General features: G+C 41.0%; 17 protein-coding genes. 13 read left to right on the top strand and 4 right to left on the bottom strand.

Annotated elements, in window-relative coordinates; all coding sequences use genetic code 11:
* Positions 1-9 precede the first annotated feature (9 nt).
* Together CLI64_RS19845 and CLI64_RS19840 are read right to left on the bottom strand one after the other, a co-directional pair.
* The gene (locus CLI64_RS19845) at positions 10-1275 is read right to left on the bottom strand and encodes an MFS transporter (protein WP_103138818.1); all 1266 of its coding nucleotides are present in this window, start codon (positions 1273-1275) and stop codon (positions 10-12) included.
* A gap of 223 nt (positions 1276-1498) precedes the next feature.
* Positions 1499-2083, bottom strand: a complete 585-nt coding sequence (locus CLI64_RS19840; protein ID WP_103138817.1) for a hypothetical protein — start codon at positions 2081-2083, stop codon at positions 1499-1501.
* A gap of 289 nt (positions 2084-2372) precedes the next feature.
* Between CLI64_RS19840 and CLI64_RS19835 the strand changes: the two genes are divergently transcribed.
* From CLI64_RS19835 to CLI64_RS19815, 5 genes are all read left to right on the top strand, one after another.
* Positions 2373-3491, top strand: a complete 1119-nt coding sequence (locus CLI64_RS19835) for a ferrochelatase (protein ID WP_103138816.1) — start codon at positions 2373-2375, stop codon at positions 3489-3491.
* Between the two features lie 266 nt (positions 3492-3757).
* Positions 3758-4978 (top strand): WG repeat-containing protein, encoded by a 1221-nt coding sequence (locus CLI64_RS19830; protein ID WP_103138815.1) that lies wholly within the window; start codon positions 3758-3760, stop codon positions 4976-4978.
* 210 nt (positions 4979-5188) lie between these two features.
* Positions 5189-6661 (top strand): glycolate oxidase subunit GlcD, encoded by a 1473-nt coding sequence (gene glcD / locus CLI64_RS19825; RefSeq protein WP_103138814.1) that lies wholly within the window; start codon positions 5189-5191, stop codon positions 6659-6661.
* A 474-nt stretch (positions 6662-7135) separates the two neighbouring features.
* Positions 7136-8377: a glycoside hydrolase family 10 protein gene (locus CLI64_RS19820; protein ID WP_103138813.1), complete on the top strand. Its 1242-nt coding sequence runs from the start codon at positions 7136-7138 to the stop codon at positions 8375-8377.
* A gap of 204 nt (positions 8378-8581) precedes the next feature.
* Positions 8582-9148 (top strand): hypothetical protein, encoded by a 567-nt coding sequence (locus CLI64_RS19815; protein ID WP_103138812.1) that lies wholly within the window; start codon positions 8582-8584, stop codon positions 9146-9148.
* A gap of 80 nt (positions 9149-9228) precedes the next feature.
* Here CLI64_RS19815 and CLI64_RS19810 read toward each other — a convergent pair whose 3' ends face one another.
* Entirely contained in the window at positions 9229-10260 is a 1032-nt protein-coding gene (locus tag CLI64_RS19810) for a hypothetical protein (protein ID WP_103138811.1), read from the bottom strand.
* 196 nt (positions 10261-10456) lie between these two features.
* Here CLI64_RS19810 and CLI64_RS31650 point away from each other — a divergent pair, with 196 nt between their 5' ends.
* From CLI64_RS31650 to CLI64_RS19785, 5 genes are all read left to right on the top strand, one after another.
* Positions 10457-10825 (top strand): hypothetical protein, encoded by a 369-nt coding sequence (locus CLI64_RS31650; protein ID WP_225977396.1) that lies wholly within the window; start codon positions 10457-10459, stop codon positions 10823-10825.
* Complete coding sequence (locus tag CLI64_RS19800; protein WP_103138810.1) at positions 10812-11066, top strand: type II toxin-antitoxin system RelE/ParE family toxin; 255 nt, start codon at positions 10812-10814, stop codon at positions 11064-11066. The genes CLI64_RS31650 and CLI64_RS19800 overlap by 14 nt, the downstream gene beginning before the upstream one ends.
* 101 nt (positions 11067-11167) lie before the next feature.
* Positions 11168-12298 carry a serine/threonine-protein kinase gene (locus CLI64_RS19795; protein ID WP_103138809.1) on the top strand — a complete coding sequence of 377 codons (1131 nt, stop codon included), beginning with the start codon at positions 11168-11170 and terminating at the stop codon, positions 12296-12298.
* Positions 12299-12416: 118 nt separating this feature from the next.
* The gene (locus tag CLI64_RS19790; RefSeq protein WP_103138808.1) at positions 12417-12713 is read left to right on the top strand and encodes a type II toxin-antitoxin system HicA family toxin; all 297 of its coding nucleotides are present in this window, start codon (positions 12417-12419) and stop codon (positions 12711-12713) included.
* On the top strand, positions 12703-13023 hold the full coding sequence (locus CLI64_RS19785) for a type II toxin-antitoxin system HicB family antitoxin (protein ID WP_103138807.1): 321 nt from the start codon (positions 12703-12705) through the stop codon (positions 13021-13023). The genes CLI64_RS19790 and CLI64_RS19785 overlap by 11 nt, the downstream gene beginning before the upstream one ends.
* A 160-nt stretch (positions 13024-13183) precedes the next feature.
* On the opposite strand, the gene gndA is transcribed toward CLI64_RS19785, so the two are convergent.
* On the bottom strand, positions 13184-14614 hold the full coding sequence (gndA, locus tag CLI64_RS19780; protein ID WP_103138806.1) for an NADP-dependent phosphogluconate dehydrogenase: 1431 nt from the start codon (positions 14612-14614) through the stop codon (positions 13184-13186).
* 340 nt (positions 14615-14954) lie between these two features.
* Here gndA and CLI64_RS19775 point away from each other — a divergent pair, with 340 nt between their 5' ends.
* From CLI64_RS19775 to CLI64_RS19765, 3 genes are all read left to right on the top strand, one after another.
* A complete protein-coding gene (locus tag CLI64_RS19775; RefSeq protein WP_103138805.1) occupies positions 14955-15725 on the top strand; it encodes a Ycf66 family protein in 771 nt (256 codons plus the stop codon).
* Between the two features lie 308 nt (positions 15726-16033).
* Complete coding sequence (locus CLI64_RS19770; protein ID WP_103138804.1) at positions 16034-16366, top strand: DUF433 domain-containing protein; 333 nt, start codon at positions 16034-16036, stop codon at positions 16364-16366.
* Entirely contained in the window at positions 16363-16716 is a 354-nt protein-coding gene (locus CLI64_RS19765) for a DUF5615 family PIN-like protein (protein WP_103138803.1), read from the top strand. Before CLI64_RS19770 ends, CLI64_RS19765 begins: the two co-directional genes overlap by 4 nt.
* Positions 16717-16862: the final 146 nt, after the last annotated feature.

Here is a 16862-nt window from a genome sequence, read left to right as displayed (position 1 = left end):
AGCTATTGACTAAATCACATCTTGTAAGACTCGGCGGGTACTTTTCCAAGCCCAAACACCTACACCTGCAACGATAAAACTCATTCCTAGCAATACAGTTCGTGAACCCAGCTTATCAATTAATGGCCCGGTAATTGCTAAAGGTGCTGACAATGCGATATTTACGGCATGATTTTGAAACCCAAAAACTTTGCCGTACATTGTCGGCGGTGTTTGATGTTGAATGAGTGTTTGCATGGGTACACCAATCAAGGAAGCACCAACACCTAGAAATCCACAAAGTCCTAAAGCTAGCCAGAGATTTTGAGTAAAAGTAAATACCCCTAACACTAGTGCCATGATTAAGAATCCGACTAATGGCAAGGGCTTGTGATGAAACTTATTGCCCCAGTGACCTAAAATAGCGGCTCCTAATACTATCCCTACACCTGCTGCTGCCAGGAAAAAGCTAAATTGTTCTCGTTTTAAACCAAAATCCGGTGCTAGCCTAATTGCCAAAGCCATCAGAGCTGCTAAGACACAATATAATGTTGTCAGTTGTAGCATGGCATTCAAGACTAGGCGATTTTTCTTGAGATAACGCAAGCCTTCCTTAAAATCAGCCCAAGGATCGATGAGTGTACGGCGATCGCTAACAAATTTATGATCTGATTTAAAATCAACTAACTGAAAAGCGACGGCTGAAAGTATATATAATGCACTGACTACAGCTTCTTGACCATAAACTGCACCCAAAAAGGTTTTTGAAAAACTCAATATGGGTTCCCCAATAGCAAAACCAATAATTAAAGCCCCCATCATGGTGCTACTGTAAAGAGCATTAGCAGCCATAAAGTTTTCTTTCCGCACCACCACAGGAATAGCAGCCTGTTCAGCTGGGGCAAAAAACTGTGCCAAAGCAGAAATTATAAAAGTTAGGATTAAAAATAGTAGGAATTCTTTGGGTGAAAATGCTATCAACAGGGCAAAGATAGCCTGCAAAACATTAGAACCCACAAGAATGAGTTTTTTTGAGAAGCGGTCAACAAAAATACCACCAGCAGAACCTAATAAAATAGCAGGTAAAGTGAAAGCCACCATTAAAATTGAGTACATGGAGCTTTCTGCTAAACCTGGAAGTGGGGGGTAATTTTTGAGCAACGCCACCACTAAGACAAAAAATACTTTATCTCCTAGTTGGGATAAGAGCTGTCCCATCCATAGAAGCATAAAATTACGATTTTTCAGCAGTGCGCCAAACCCGTTATTGACGGCAGCCGGTTCAGTTGGAAACATGGATCACTTTAGTATTTTTACTAGGGTAGATGGGGAACTAGGGATTGGGGACTCTTGACTCTTGACTGGGAAAGCTGAGTCGAAAGTGTGAAGTTAGTTGTGCGTATTTTCCCTCACTCCTTGGTTTCTTAGTCTCCTTTCCACATCTTTATCAATAGATTGTTACTCCTTTGCCCAATATCCTTGTATTTCTCACTCCCGTTAATTGAGACTGTTTTCCGGATTATTTTGGTTCATAGCGTTCTAATAATAGATGTAAAAATTCAGCTGCGGTGAGGGGGTTTTTGCGGGTATTGATTTCGCCTCCAGAGGAATTTACCCACCAGCCGCTAACAGCTTGGGGCGATCGCCACATGGTTAAATGATCTACTGATGGATCAGCATAAAAATTATCTTGCCCACTACCAAGTAATAATGAACTCCAGTGAGTGAAATAATCATGACTGAGACGATGAATAGGAAAATCCCCCCATAGTGGCACACCCCATCCATCAATAGCAATAAATGCTTGAACATTACCCCCCATCATTTGCCATTGAGTAGCAGCAGCGATCGCTCCTACGACACCAGCACTAAAACTAATGAATATAACTGGCGATTTTAGCCTATTGTGTAAGCAATCTTGCATAAACTGCCAAATATGAAATCCTGATAAAGTAAAAATTCCCTCGGTGGGGATCACTAAGATGTGAGGGTGTAAGGGTAAGGATGTATCTGGTTTTTTGTCTGAGTCTGCATATAACCATCCTGCAATAAAACTTTCAGTTAAATTTGGTTCATGAATACCGGGGCAAATGATTATGGTCATTGGTCAATAGTCAATAGTCAATAGTCATTAGTTTTTCTCCCCCTGCTCCCTGCCCCCTGCCCCCCTGCTTTCCCAGTCCCCATTCCCCAATCCCCATTCCCTGTTAACACTAAGTATCAAGTAATAACACTCATATGACTTTTGATATATTATTGTCAATTTTGTGTTTATCCCCTCCCCCCGGAGGGGATAATGGTTTACTAATGAGAAATAAATCCAGTAACTTCCAGGTTCATCACATTAGTTGCTGGTTTGAATCTACATTCTGGTTTATATTGAGGAACTCATTGTGGTTGCTACGCCGGAAAAATTACAAAGTATCCAGGAACATCTATCAACCCACGACAGAGTAGCAGTTCTGCTCATGGGATATGGTGAGGTCGAAAGTTATGAAGATTTTGCCAACTATAACGAACAGGCTCTGAATCTACTGACTGCTAAATTTGCACCCGTACCAACTTGGATTTATCCACCTTTAGCAAAACTCTTGGCATTATTTGACCGTCACGAGTGGGGACACCAACATCACGATTTTATCTCTCCTCACAATGCCATTTTTGAAAAGCAACGTGCTGGTATTGAACAGCTATTACAAGCTAAGTGGGGTAATAGTATCCAAGTTTTTAAAGCGTTTAACTTCTGCGCTCCTTTTTTACCCCACCAGGTTTTGGCAGAAATTAAAGAGCAAGGTTTTGAGAAAATTTTAATTTACCCACTACTGGTAGTTGATTCTATCTTTACTAGTGGGATTGCGATTGAGCAAGTTAATAAGGCTCTTACAGGAATGGCTGAAGGCGATCGCCATTGGGTCAAAGGACTGCGTTATATTCCATCATTTTATAATGAGCCGGAATATATCCATTTGATGGCACATCTGGTTGAGGAAAAAATTAATGCTGATTTAGCCGCAGCTTATTTACCTTCCCAAATCGGGATTGTGTTGATGAATCATGGTTGTCCGCACAAAGCCAAAGGATTCACCTCTGGTATTACCGAAAGTCAAGCATTATATGATTTGGTGCGTGATCAATTAATTAATCGCTATCCTTTAATTTCCGTCGGTTGGCTTAATCACGACACACCCTTAATTGAATGGACACAACCAAACGCCACACAAGCCGCCACTAACTTGATTCAATTAGGCGCAAAAGCAGTGATTTTTATGCCTATTGGCTTTGCTACAGAAAATCACGAAACTTTATTGGATGTACACCACATTATTCATGCTTTAGAGAAAAAATATCCCCAAGTAGATTATGTGCAGATGGCTTGTGTAAACGACCATCCAGAGTTTTTGGCAATGGCGGCACAATGGGCGAATATTCACATATCTGAGTTACAAAATGAACAGTCTGTGGCAGTGAATCCACAGATAGCTCATCATCACCATCACCACCACCATCATTAAATCGGATATTAGCAGGCGATCTCCGTGAAAAAATCCCTGACTTGAGTAATATTTAAATTACATAAAGTCAGGGATTTTATGGTGTGATTATTATCTATAAAGTGTCAGAGTCAATGAGAAATTGTTCTACCATAAGTTTATCTACTATATAAAAGCGTTATTTCTAGGTTAATTGATTGTAAGTCAGACGGTACGTAATCATTTACCTACAATAACTGTGTAGCCTGTGTCAAAATCTACATATGTAGGTCTGTAGAGCAGCATCAATGATTGGATACATACTGCGGCGGCGTTATAGAATTATCGAACAATTAGGATCAGGCGGTTTTGGAGAAACTTATTTAGCTGAATACCCAGAGGATCTACCCGTCAGCCCAAAGTATAGATGTGTTATTAAGCGGCTTACTAGACCTCAAACTCCAGACTTAGATACAAAAGAAAGGTTCAGAAAGGAAGCAGCAATACTCTTTAAATTGGGTAAGGAACATTCCCAAATACCTGAACTGTATGATTTCTTTGAAGAGAATAGAGAACTGTATCTTGTGCAGGAATTTATTGAAGGGCATGATCTAGGTTACGAAATAGAAAAGGGAAAACCTTGGAGTGAAGCTGATGTAATTCAACTTTTGCAAGAGATTCTAGAAGTGCTGGCTTTTGTTCATCAAAATAATGTAATTCATCGAGATATCAAACCATTAAATTTGATGCGACGATATTCAGATAATAAAATTGTTCTCATTGATTTTGGCATCATCAAAGAAATCAGCACTTTAGAAGTTAATGCTCAGGGAAAAATCAGTAGTACAGTACCAATTGGTACTCATGGTTATATGCCTAGTGAGCAGTTTCATGGTCATCCCAGATTATGTAGTGATGTATATGCACTGGGAATGACTGCAATTCAAGCTTTAACTGGAGTTTCACCACAAGAACTAAGAATAGATCCTGAAACATTAGAAGTTGTCTGGCGAGAAAAAGCTCAAGTGAGCAACTTGCTCACAGACATTTTAACTAAGATGGTGCGATACAATTTCAGGCAGCGATATGCAGATGCAGATGAGGCATTGCAAACCTTAAAACAATCAGGTTTGCTTTCATTAACTTTTACGACCTCACTCAAACGAATCAAGATTAATGGAAAGTATGGTTATATTAACCAGATGGGGCGGGTAGTTATTCTACCTCAGTTTGATGATGCTTGTGACTTTTGCGAGGAACTTGCACGAGTCAAAATCGATGATAAGTGGGGATATATCGATAAAAGAGGAAAGCTAGCGATATATCCTGATTTTGATGAAGCTTGGGGCTTTTCTGAGGAACTTGCAATAGTCGAAATCAATGACAAATATGGCTATATTGATAAAACAGGAAAACTAGTGATATCTCCTCATTTTGAGGACGCTGGAAGTTTTTCTCAAGGTTTGGCATGGGTCAGAATTGCTCAACATGAGCATTATATAGATAAGACGGGAAGGGTTATTTATTGACTTTATCAGCGTCAATTGAAACTTTTAAATATTGTGTTTCTTACCTTCCTCAATACCACAAACAAATAAAAAAATGCAGCAATGTCATAGTCTGCTATTCACCCATAAAACTTACTGACGATGAGTGTTATCGCCTCTTCATCCCCCTAAACTGCTATTCTGTCCACAATAGTAATTAAACTCACCCACTTGGCAGTTAAATAAAAATCTATGCTTACCCAAGATAAACAACAACTTAACTGGAAACCCATCATCAAAGCATTCGAGGCTGTTTTAGGTACAAATGGCGTAGTGCAACGTCGTGAAGAACTCATCACCTATGAGTGTGATGGCTTAACTAGCTATCGTCAACGTCCGGCTGTGGCGGTGTTACCACGCACTACGGAACAGGTGGCGGCGGTAGTGAAGATATGCAACCAGTATGCTGTACCTTTCATCGCACGGGGTTCAGGGACTGGTTTATCTGGCGGTGCATTGCCTTCTGATGACTCAGTTTTAATTGTTACTTCTTTGATGCGGCAAATATTGAATGTTGATTTAGATAACCAACGCATTGTGGTTCAGCCAGGAGTGATTAACAGTTGGGTAACTCAGACTGTAAGTGGTGCTGGATTTTACTACGCTCCTGACCCCTCCAGCCAAATTATCTGTTCCATTGGGGGGAATGTGGCGGAGAATTCTGGCGGGGTGCATTGCTTAAAGTATGGTGTGACTACTAACCATGTTTTGGGTTTAAAAATCGTCACACCGGAAGGGGAAATTGTTGATTTAGGCGGAGAAATTCCTGAAACTCCTGGTTATGATTTAACGGGTGTGTTTGTTGGTTCGGAAGGTACTTTGGGAATTGCTACTGAAATTACGCTGAGAATTCTGAAAAGTGCAGAATCTATTTGTGTATTGTTGGCAGATTTTACTAGTGTCGAAGCTGCGGGGGAAACTGTTTCTGATATTATCAGCGCGGGGATAATTCCTGGTGGAATGGAGATGATGGATAATATTAGTATTAACGCTGTGGAAGATGTGGTTGCTACTAATTGTTATCCCCGTGATGCGACGGCTATTTTATTAGTTGAAATTGATGGGTTAGAAATCGAAGTTGCAGAAAATAAAAAGCGGGTTGCAGAAATTTGTAAAAAGAATGGGGCGCGGAATGTGACTGCGGCTAGTGACCCAGAAACACGATTGAAGCTGTGGAAGGGAAGGAAAGCGGCGTTTGCGGCGGCGGGTCATTTAAGCCCAGATTATTATGTGCAGGATGGGGTAATTCCTCGGACGCAGTTACCCTATGTCTTACAAGAAATTGAAGCATTAAGCCAAAAATTTGGTTATCAAATTGCGAATGTCTTTCATGCTGGTGATGGTAATTTACATCCATTGATTTTGTTTGATAATGCTGTTCCTGGCGCGTTAGAAAAAGTTGAGGAATTAGGCGGAGAAATTTTAAAACTTTGTGTCAAAGTTGGCGGTAGTATTTCTGGTGAACATGGTATAGGTGCTGATAAAAAATGCTATATGCCAGATATGTTTAGTAATACTGATTTGGAAACTATGCAGTGGGTAAGACAAGTTTTTAATCCCCAAGGTTTAGCAAATCCTGGGAAGATATTTCCGACACCGCGCACTTGTGGAGAGGCTGCAAATCAAATGAATAATCAGCAGTTTGCAGGTGTAGACAGGTTTTGAAAAGATGCAAAATGTAGGGTGCTTCAGTGCCAGATAAACTAACTATACTCCAATACAGTTCAGTTAAGAAAATAGTTTGTAGTGTTCGCGCAGCGTCTCGTAGAGAGGACTTTAGTCCTCGTCTAAGGACTGAAGTCCTTACTACGAACTTTTCCTTACTTCACAAACCCCAGACTTTAGACTTAACTGAACCGTACTGAACTATACTCAGAAATTATTCATACTGACGCACCCTACCAAACTACTTTAGTCCTTTGGGATTCAAGATAAAAGGCTAAAGCCCTTACTAAGAGCTATATAATTGTTCACTGTTAACTACTCAATAGTGAGATTTAAGCCAAGATATAAAGTGATAGATGTTTATTTGGCACTTTATATCTTGGCAGATTATTATGATATTTCTACATTATCCAGAAAAATTATGATGGATTCCGTATTGATAAATATCTCTACCCAACGAAGTCAAAACCACACATGAATCGGTTGGCGAAACTTTGTTTATTTTATTTGCTTTGTGTACAACTTATATTGTGCTTAACAATATTTTCAGATCCTTCATTATCTGACTATCAAGAAAAAAATAGCTTACCCACCACCACAGAAATTCGCGGAGTTTGGCTAACTAACGTTGCTAGCGGTGTGCTATTCGTACCTTGGGGTATTGAGCGTGCTATTAATCAATTATCGGCACTCAATTTTAATACGATTTATCCTGTAGTGTGGAATCGGGGCTACACTTTTTATAAAAGTAATGCAGCAAAATTATTTACTGGTAGTGATGTTGAACCTTTACTGAATACTGTACATGGCGGTCAAGATGTTTTAGCCAAGTTACTGAAGTTAGCAAAATCTAAAAACTTGACTGTTATTCCCTGGTTTGAATATGGTTTGATGACTCCTGCTGATTCCGAACTAGCAAAACGTTATCCTGATTGGTTAACAACGGGAAAACAGGGTGAAAAAACTATTAGTGAAATGCTACCGGAAGAAATGAATAATGAGCCGACGAATAAATTAGCTTGGCTAAATCCACTACATCCTGAAGTGCGAGAGTTTATTTTGTCATTAGTTACAGAAGTTGTCAGTAATTATGATGTAGACGGTATTCAATTTGATGATCATTTTGGAATGCCTGTAAAATTTGGTTATGACCCATTTACCGTGGAACTGTATCAAAGAGAAAATCAAGGGAAAAATCCACCAAGTGACCCTTTAAACCCAGAATGGATGAGTTGGCGTGCTAATAAAATTACTGGGTTTATGGCAGAAATCCATAAAGCTGTGAAGGAGATAAAATCCAATATTAAAATTTCTTTGTCTCCTAATGGACAAAATTTTTCTTATAAAAATTATTTACAAGATTGGGAAAATTGGGTCAAAAAAGGGTTGATAGATGAGTTGATTTTACAAGTTTATCGTGGTGATCAAACTGGGTTTTTGGCTGAATTAGAAGCACCATCTGTAAAATTTGCTCAAACTAAAATTCCTGTGGCGATTGGGATTTCTACAGGTACTTTAAGGAATCCAGTCAAGATTACACAGGTGCAAGGACAGGTAGAAGCTGTGCGCGATCGCCGATTTTTTGGTATGTCTTTTTTCTACTGGGAAAGTCTGTGGGGTTACATTAGTCCAGAATCACCCCAAACACGCCGCAAAGTTTTTCGTGATTTGTTTGCAGCTAAGGCGAATAGACCTTTGACGATAGGGAGAAAGTAGGGGAGACGGGACTTCCAATTAAAAAAATATACAATCACCTGAATGGCAAGGGGGCAGGGAGCAGGGAGCAGGGGAGAGACAGTTGTTTTGAAGTAGATAAATTGGATAGTTTATTCTCTGGAAGTCCCTTAACGGTTAATTGCTATTGACTAATGGCTATTAACTGTTCACTATGGACTATTGACTAATAACTATTGACTAATAATGACTTCTGCCAAAACGCCGTTAAAATTTGTCTTGCTGTGGACTATTGCGACTTTTGGCGGTTTTTTGGCGAGTTTATGTTGGATTGAAATTGGTGAACGGGCTGAGATTGGTGTATTACAAGCGGCGATGGGAGGAATTGCGATCGCCATACCCCAAAGTCTCATCCTCAGAGAAAATATCTACACTATTAGATGGATTATCTTAACTATTACAGCCTGGGTAATACTCACAGTCATCGGTATGGGTGCATTCGGTTGGAGTGTGCCAGCATCGGAAACATTATCTGTTAGGCTCTATTTTGGGGCATTACATGGAGCATTTGGCGGCTTTGCTATTGGTTTATCTCAATGGTTAACCATACGCAAACCAAAACCGTGGGCTTGGCAATGGATGATAGTGAATTCCTTGTGTTGGGCTGTAGCCTTACCTGTTGGTTCGGCTGTGGGCATCCTATTACACCAATTAACCCGCCTGTTTCTAGCGGAAGTCGTCGGTTTAGCTATCACTTGGCTAATTGTTGCTATCCTCACAGGCTTTAACATTCATAAATTAATCAGCGAGTGAAGGAAGGCAGGGGTGCAGGGGGCAGGGGGCAGGGGGAGTGGGAAAATAGAAGCTATGCCCGATGCCCGATGCCCAATGCCCTAATTCGTTTCCTGAATCTGCAACCTCACTGTATGTTCTGTTGCACCACTTAATTGCACTTCCATAACTTCGCTACCTAAAGGTTCAATGCTACTGAGGAGCGATCGCAAATTGGGTGTACTTGCTCCAGTATCTACATATAATCTATCTGCGAGATTAGTAATCCGTTTCCAAGTCATGTATAACTTGGCAATGGTTTGTTCTATTTGGGATGCTTGATTAACTAAATCAGCCGCCACACTTAAACAACCGACCCTTTGGGCTTCTTCTAAAGCTGTTTCAATATCGACATCATTATCTGTTAAAGCTTGCACTTGGGCAGCAGATTTCAGATATTTGGCTAGCTGACGCGCTTCTGTCGTTACCTGCTTGAGAGTATCGACATCAGGATTAGCCGCAATTTCCTTTTGAATAAACTTTTGATGCTGTTCGGGCAGTTTTTCCATTTCCTTCACTAGAGGGGCAATGTAACGCGGAGGAAGGGAATTTTCGGCGGCTTTTACCTTGACGGGTTCTGGTAATAATTCTGACGACATTGCTGTCCATTCATCCGTGAGTTGACGGACTTCGCGCCTCGTGATGCGATCGCCTTTACTCGCCGCTTCACTCACCATCTGTTGCACCTCTGGGGAAGCTTTCGAGGTTTCCACAAAGGCGCGTTTGCTGAAATTATTCACAGCACTGGGTTCTAGCTTGCCTTCTTCCAAGAGAGTATCAGCACTATTAGCTAATTGAATCCAGGCGTAGGCTTGACTTTTACTGATTTCTCGTTGCTTAAGCCAGTTGAGAAAACCAGTACCACGTCCATCACCACCTTTTTTTTCTCGATCCCGAATTGCCCTTAAGATGCGTCCCCGCCAAATTTCCGTTTGCAAATCAAAGCGATCGCACACCTGCCAAGCTATATCCAACTGCTGTTGGAAATCTGACTCTGGAATCTGTTCGTCTTCGGGATCAGGCAGTTCAAAGGTAAGATCCGCAGGCTGTTGCAGTGCAGCAGCGAGGTCATTGATATTATCCGTTGATTGCACAGTTGGTAACTTATTACTCTAGCGATCGGCTTATTATTACACAAACTGGGGACATCGGAATTTTGGATTTTGGATTTTGGATTTTGGATTGTTTTTTCGGTTCAAGTAGCGTTTGTTGAAAGTTATCGCCCTGCCATTTGCCGTCTATCCCAAATGCTAGAATCACCCTAGTACAGAGGTTTTGAAATTAGGCAGCATGGAAAAAATCGAATTGCAACTCGACCAAAAAACCCTGGAAAAAGCGATCGATTTAGCAAACTCGCACCATTTTGACTTGTCACAATTGTTTGCATACGCAATTGATCAATTAATAGTGACAGAACCAAACCAAGATCATTTACTGGGATTATTTGCTGATGATCCTAACTCAGTAGATGAGATACCAGAAGCAGCAGACAGGTTAGATATCTCACCGAAAAATTACCGAAAACTAATTAACCGACTGAAAAAATTGGAAGATATGCTTTTAGGACAAGCAGCTGAAACAGCTTTGAGCCAATCAGCAATGGTTGGGACGGAGAATTTTACATCTGCACTGGAGCGTTTAGCTAATGGCGAGGCTTGATGGTTTAGCAACTGTTCTCGATTTCTTGAACGGCTTGCAACCAAAAATAGCAGCACAGATTGCAAAAAAAGTTTTGGCTTTGAATATTGATCCGTTACCTGCTGATAGTAAGCAGTTGTCAGGGTATCCAAGTTATTACAGAGTTGATAGTGGCGAATATCGGATTGTGTATCGGTTTTTTCCTGAAGAAGATTTAGTAGAAGTCATTTTAGTTGGCAAGCGCAACGATGATGAGGTTTAAAAACGATTAAAGCGTTTGTTGGGATAAAGAACTTAACCACTCTTGGCTAGCACAAGGCAAAATAAAGACAGAGTTTGAGCGATGTGAACGCCATCCCGCCAATGAATTACTGTCTTAATCCCCGTTGTCCCAAGCCGGAAAATTCTGATGATGTCAAGTTTTGCTTGAGTTGTGGTTCTAAATTACTGCTCAAAGAACGCTACCGCGCGATTAAACCCATCGGACAAGGTGGTTTTGGCAGAACTTTCTTGGCTGTAGATGAAGATAAACCCTCGAAACCACATTGTGTAATTAAGCAATTTTACCCCCAAGCCCAAGGGACAAACACAGTCCAAAAAGCGGTGGAGTTATTTACCCAAGAGGCGGTACAGTTAGACGAACTGGGTAAACATCCTCAAATCCCTGAACTTTTAGCATACTTTACCCAAGACGATCGCCAGTATTTAGTACAAGAATTTATTAATGGTGCAAATTTAGCTCAGGAATTGGCAAATAAAGGAGCGTTTAACGAAACCCAAATTCGGCAATTACTCAGCGACTTATTGAATGTATTACAATTTTGCCATGCTAGACAAGTAATTCACCGCGATATTAAACCCGAAAATATCATTTTACGCGGTAGTGATCATAAATTAGTCTTAGTTGATTTTGGGGCTTCTAAATCTGCAACTGGCACAGCTTTAAATAGAACTGGAACTAGTATTGGTAGCCCTGAATATGTTGCCCCAGAACAAATTAGAGGACGGGCGACTTTTGCCAGTGATATTTACAGTTTAGGGGCGACTTGTATTCATTTATTGACTGGGCGATCGCCTTTTGATTCCTATGATACAAATAATGACACTTGGATGTGGCAGCAATACTTAAAAACACCCATCAGCAATAGTTTAACTAACATTCTCAACAAAATGTTAGCAAGCATTCCCGCCAGACGCTATCAAACAGTAGACGCAGTTTTGCAAGATTTAAATCAACCTGTTGCCAATGGAGCGATCGCAGTTCAACCGACTAATCAAACATCACCGACTTTACCGCCTACTTATATTAGCCCAACACCAAGTCAAGTTGACTTAGAACTAGAGCAATTGAAAACGCAATTTCTCCCTGGTGGTAAATCCAAACCTCAAAACAATCAGCCGCAACCTACAACTAATACATCGACTAACCAAAGCGAAATTGATAAAGAACTAGAAGAATTAAAAGCTAAATATATGGGGAATAATAATCCATAAAATTTATGATAGAAACTTATACTCTCAAAGATTATCTTCGTTTGCCAAACTCATAGGTTTTTGGAAATAAATAACAAGTGTGGTAGATAGATAGTATCACCAAATGATACTATGTATAATGGAAATCAACAGTAAACATAAAAAAACACTAGATGACATCTTTGAAACCCCTATTAAATCCAATATCTCTTGGAGTGATATTGAGTCTATGCTGATTGCGCTTGGTGCAGAAGTGTCAGAAGGAAGGGGGTCAAGAGTAAGAATAGTTCTTAATGGTGTAAAGGCTACTTTTCACAGACCAAATCCAGAAAAAGAAACTGATAAAGGTGCTGTTAAATCTATGCGTCGCTTCTTAACGGAGTCTGGTATTAAAGAAGTTGCGGATACAGGAGAAACTGGTAACGATGAAATATAAAGGATATGAAGCCGTTGTTGAGTTTGATGATGAGGCTGAAATTTTTCATGGTGAAGTCATCAATCTGCGTGATGTGATTACATTTCAGAGTGATAATGCAAAAGAACTAAAGCAAGCTTTTCATGACTCAGTTGATGATTATTTAGAGTTTTGTAAAGAACGTGGTGAAGAACCTGAAAAACCATTTTCAGGTAAACTGATGCTGAGAATTAACCCTGAGCTACATAAAACAATTGCTATCAAAGCCAAGAAAGAAGGTCAAAGTATTAATTCTTGGATAGAAAAATGCTTGTTCATTTATGCTAGTTAAGCATACTAATACTATTTGATTGATGAAAGAAACGGGATTTATAAAGCCTATTTCTTGAATAAACAGAGGCTAAATTAAAACTGGCAACGGCTAACAAAAAAGTGGCTCTAAAATATTAGAGCCACTCTTAAATCAGTTCAGGATTGAAAGGATGACAAACTTACTTTTTAGCTTCAGTAATAGGAACCCATTCGGTGTGGAATGCACCAGCTTTATCGGTACGCAGGTAGGTGTGCGCGCCGAAGTAGTCGCGTTGTGCTTGGGTGAGGTTTTGGGGTAGGCGATCGCGACGATAGCTGTCAAAATAATCCAAGGACGCGCTAAACGCAGGTACAGGGATACCGAGTTTGGCAGCTGTGATAATTACTTCCCGCCAAGCTGCTTGTCTGTCGAGAATTGTTTGTTTAAATTCAGGAGCCAGTAACAAGTTAGGCAATGCAGGATTTTCGTTAAATGCCTTCTTAATCTTATTCAAGAAGCCAGCGCGAATAATACAACCACCTTTCCAAATTCGCGCCAATTCGCTCAGATTCAAATTCCAGTTAAATGTTGAGGAAGCTGTAGATAGCAGTGCCATCCCTTGAGCGTAGGAGCAAATCTTGGAGCAGTAGAGCGCATCGCGGACTTTATTGATAAAGTCTTTGGTAGCACCGTCATACTTGCCACTGGGGCCTGTTAACTGCTTAGATGCAGCAATCCGTTCATCACGAATAGAAGAGATAATCCGCGCATTTACGGCTGCTGTAATGGTGGGGATAGAAACGCCCAATTCTAAAGCAGTTTGTACTGTCCAACGTCCAGTACCCTTTTGACCGGCTGCATCAACAATCAAATCAACAAGGGGTTTCTTGGTGTCGGGGTCAACGTAGGGGAAGATATTAGCTGTAATCTCAATCAAGAAAGAATTGAGTTCGTCTGTGGTGTTCCACTCAGCAAATACTTCATGTAGCTGTTGTGCGTTGAGTCCACCAGCATTTTTCAGCAAATCGTAGGCTTCTGCAATTAACTGCATATCGCCGTACTCAATACCGTTGTGTACCATTTTGACATAGTGACCAGAGCCACCAGGGCCAACGTAGGTTACACAAGGGCCATCATCAACTTGAGCCGCAATTTTGTTGAAAATTGGGGACAGATACTCATAAGAACTTTGTGTACCACCAGGCATCAGTGAAGGGCCATTGAGCGCGCCTTCTTCACCACCACTGACACCCATACCCAAAAAGCGTAAACCAACGGGTTCTAATTCTTGAGTACGTCTTTGGGTATCTTCAAACCAAGAGTTACCACCGTCAATAATGATATCGCCTTCATCGAGCAGGGGTTTTAGTTGCTGAATGACCGCATCAACTGGTTTACCAGCTTGCACCATCACTAGAATCTTGCGGGGACGTTCTAGAGCGGCAACAAATTCTTCTAAGGTAAAAGCAGCCTTAACGTTGCGGCCTCCGGCACGCTGTGCCATGAAAGCATCGGTTTTTTCTCTGGAGCGATTATAAACTGCAATTGGGAAGCCATTACGCTCAACGTTTAGAGCGATGTTCTCGCCCATAACGGCTAAACCAATCACACCAAAGCTTTGTAGTGTCATAAACTATGTTTGGCTAACTCTTGCAGGTTCTTTCATCTTTAAGGGTAGTCTGAGTTCTTCTCTTCTCCCCTAAAGAAGACATTAAGAGTTAATCTAAACAATAAAAGCTCACTAGGAACACCGTTCAATAGTTTTAATTTGTATCTAAGTCAACAATTAATTTGTAAAATTTGCTTTTATTAGGGACTGGGGACTGAAAGCAGAGGCGCAGGGGTGCAGGGAGACAAGGAGAAAGTCCCCTGCCCCTCCGCAATTGCTCCACTTGGGCAAAGCCCAAGACCGCCTTGCTCTCTGCCCCCTGCCCCCTGTCCCCATTCCCTAGTAAAAGGAGTAAGCAAAAATGCTGGCAAATGTCCTAGCTTTGGTGGTTGGCCTTGGTAGTTTAGCCCTCTACATATCAGCTTTCTTTTTCCCAGAAATCCACCGCAAGAATGATTTTATTTGGAGTGGTGTGGGATTATTCTACGCCCTAGTTTTATGGGTGTTTGCTCCTCGTATTTCTGGAGGTTTGCTATTGGGTCATGTGGCTAGTGTGGCTCTTTTGGTGTGGTTTGGTTGGCAAACTCTCTCTTTACGTCGTCAGGTGACTCCCTTACTACAACAAACTCCAGTTCCTAGTTCAGAAGCGGTGAAAACCACACTACAGGAACAGACTAATAAGTTGTCTTTACCCCAACCTTTGGCGCAATTGCAGCAAGCTGTCAGTGGTTTGTTCGGTGGCTTGAAAAACCGCACTCAAAAACCGACTACTCCAAAAACCACAACTCCAGAGCCAGAAACCACAACAAAACCTACTGTGGAGATTATCGACAATACAGAAACACCAACCCAAGAGCCTGTTACTACTACTGAACCTGAATCCCCAACTGTCGCCGCAGAACAACCTACAGAAGTAGCGGCGACAACTGAAACAGAACCGCAAACTGAAACTGTACCAGAAGTAATTCCACCCCATCCCCCATCCCCCGAACTGGTGGAAGCTGCTCAACCACATAATGAGGCTGAGGAGAAAACACCAATTCCTGTAGAAGAAATTGCCCCAGATGCGGTGTTAGCTCCCCCAGCCGAAGCACCACCGGGAGCGTTACCGTCAGATAATCAGACTAGTTGATATAGTGAAACCCAACATTAACCTGATATTATGTTGGGTTTAATTTTTATTAGAGTTGCCAGCGATGTCTTGATGCTGACCATCCTTACTTGCTATTCGTCGTCAGCAGGCATTTTCTCAAAGGGTGAAATTCTTGCTGTTCTTGGAATGATACCAATTCGCAATTCGCAATTCGCAATTCGCAATTCGCAATTGATAAATCCTGACTTGACAGAGGTTTTTGGGTTTGTATCTGTATCAGAATTTTAGTGAATTGGAATGAGATGAGGCGATCGCCTAATATTTCAATAAATATAGTCTGCACTGTTATGACCACATCACCAACCCCAGTTAAAAACTATATTGAACAACGGGATCAAGGATATTGGCTCGCAGGTACTCGTATTTCCCTGGATTCTGTGGTTTACGCTTTCTTAAATGGAGATTCACCGGAAAATATTGCCCAGAATTTTCCGTTACTTTCTTTAGAACAAGTGTATGGTGCGATTGCTTTCTATCTTGCCAACCGAGAGCTAGTTGATGCTTACTTAAGGGAAGGTGAGGCAGAGTTTGCCAAACTACAACAATCCTTAAGAGATAAGAATCTGCTTCTTTATCAAAAATTACAGGCAGCCCAAACCCATAAGCAGAAGCAGATATGAGGTTAGTCAAATTTCAAGCAGATGCGGATCTCAAACAAGCGATAGTGACTGGTGTACTACGCAGACAACCAAATATTGACTTTCAATCAGCCAATGCTGCTGGACTGGAAGGAAAGCAAGACTCAGAGGTATTAATGATAGCTGCACAGGATAGCAGGGTACTTGTAACCCATGACCGCACAACTATGCCTGGTGAGTTTGGAAATTTCATTATGTCAAAAACCAGTTTTGGGGTTTTGATTCTGTCTCAAAATCTGCCTATCAGTGATGCAATTGATTCACTCATTATCGTTTGGGAAGCATCTACTGCTGAGGAATGGGTAAATCAAATTATGTCTATCCCATTTTGAAGTATCAACTCGCTACCAAGCATTTTCTACAACGGGTTTTACCTAACTCAATATGAAGTTGAGAAAAGCTCACTCTTGGAAAAATCGCTAATTTGGGACTTCCTGCCATCTTCTATAATTGATAGAACCTGTACACATAAAATCTT

Source organism: Nostoc sp. CENA543 (assembly GCF_002896875.1).
In the GTDB taxonomy this organism is placed as follows: Bacteria; Cyanobacteriota; Cyanobacteriia; order Cyanobacteriales; family Nostocaceae; genus Trichormus.
Note: the sequence above shows the minus strand (reverse complement) of the source record. Positions and strands in the feature narration are given on the sequence as shown.

Coding starts and splice junctions, on each gene's coding strand:
- CLI64_RS19845 (WP_103138818.1), bottom strand. CDS start 1,275: ATGTTTCCAACTGAACCGGCTGCCGTCAATAACGGGTTTGGCGCACTG.
- CLI64_RS19840 (WP_103138817.1), bottom strand. CDS start 2,083: ATGACCATAATCATTTGCCCCGGTATTCATGAACCAAATTTAACTGAA.
- CLI64_RS19830 (WP_103138815.1), top strand. CDS start 3,758: ATGATTGGATACATACTGCGGCGGCGTTATAGAATTATCGAACAATTA.
- glcD (WP_103138814.1), top strand. CDS start 5,189: ATGCTTACCCAAGATAAACAACAACTTAACTGGAAACCCATCATCAAA.
- CLI64_RS19820 (WP_103138813.1), top strand. CDS start 7,136: ATGAATCGGTTGGCGAAACTTTGTTTATTTTATTTGCTTTGTGTACAA.
- CLI64_RS19815 (WP_103138812.1), top strand. CDS start 8,582: ATGACTTCTGCCAAAACGCCGTTAAAATTTGTCTTGCTGTGGACTATT.
- CLI64_RS31650 (WP_225977396.1), top strand. CDS start 10,457: ATGGAAAAAATCGAATTGCAACTCGACCAAAAAACCCTGGAAAAAGCG.
- CLI64_RS19800 (WP_103138810.1), top strand. CDS start 10,812: ATGGCGAGGCTTGATGGTTTAGCAACTGTTCTCGATTTCTTGAACGGC.
- CLI64_RS19795 (WP_103138809.1), top strand. CDS start 11,168: ATGAATTACTGTCTTAATCCCCGTTGTCCCAAGCCGGAAAATTCTGAT.
- CLI64_RS19790 (WP_103138808.1), top strand. CDS start 12,417: ATGGAAATCAACAGTAAACATAAAAAAACACTAGATGACATCTTTGAA.
- CLI64_RS19785 (WP_103138807.1), top strand. CDS start 12,703: ATGAAATATAAAGGATATGAAGCCGTTGTTGAGTTTGATGATGAGGCT.
- gndA (WP_103138806.1), bottom strand. CDS start 14,614: ATGACACTACAAAGCTTTGGTGTGATTGGTTTAGCCGTTATGGGCGAG.
- CLI64_RS19775 (WP_103138805.1), top strand. CDS start 14,955: ATGCTGGCAAATGTCCTAGCTTTGGTGGTTGGCCTTGGTAGTTTAGCC.
- CLI64_RS19770 (WP_103138804.1), top strand. CDS start 16,034: ATGACCACATCACCAACCCCAGTTAAAAACTATATTGAACAACGGGAT.
- CLI64_RS19765 (WP_103138803.1), top strand. CDS start 16,363: ATGAGGTTAGTCAAATTTCAAGCAGATGCGGATCTCAAACAAGCGATA.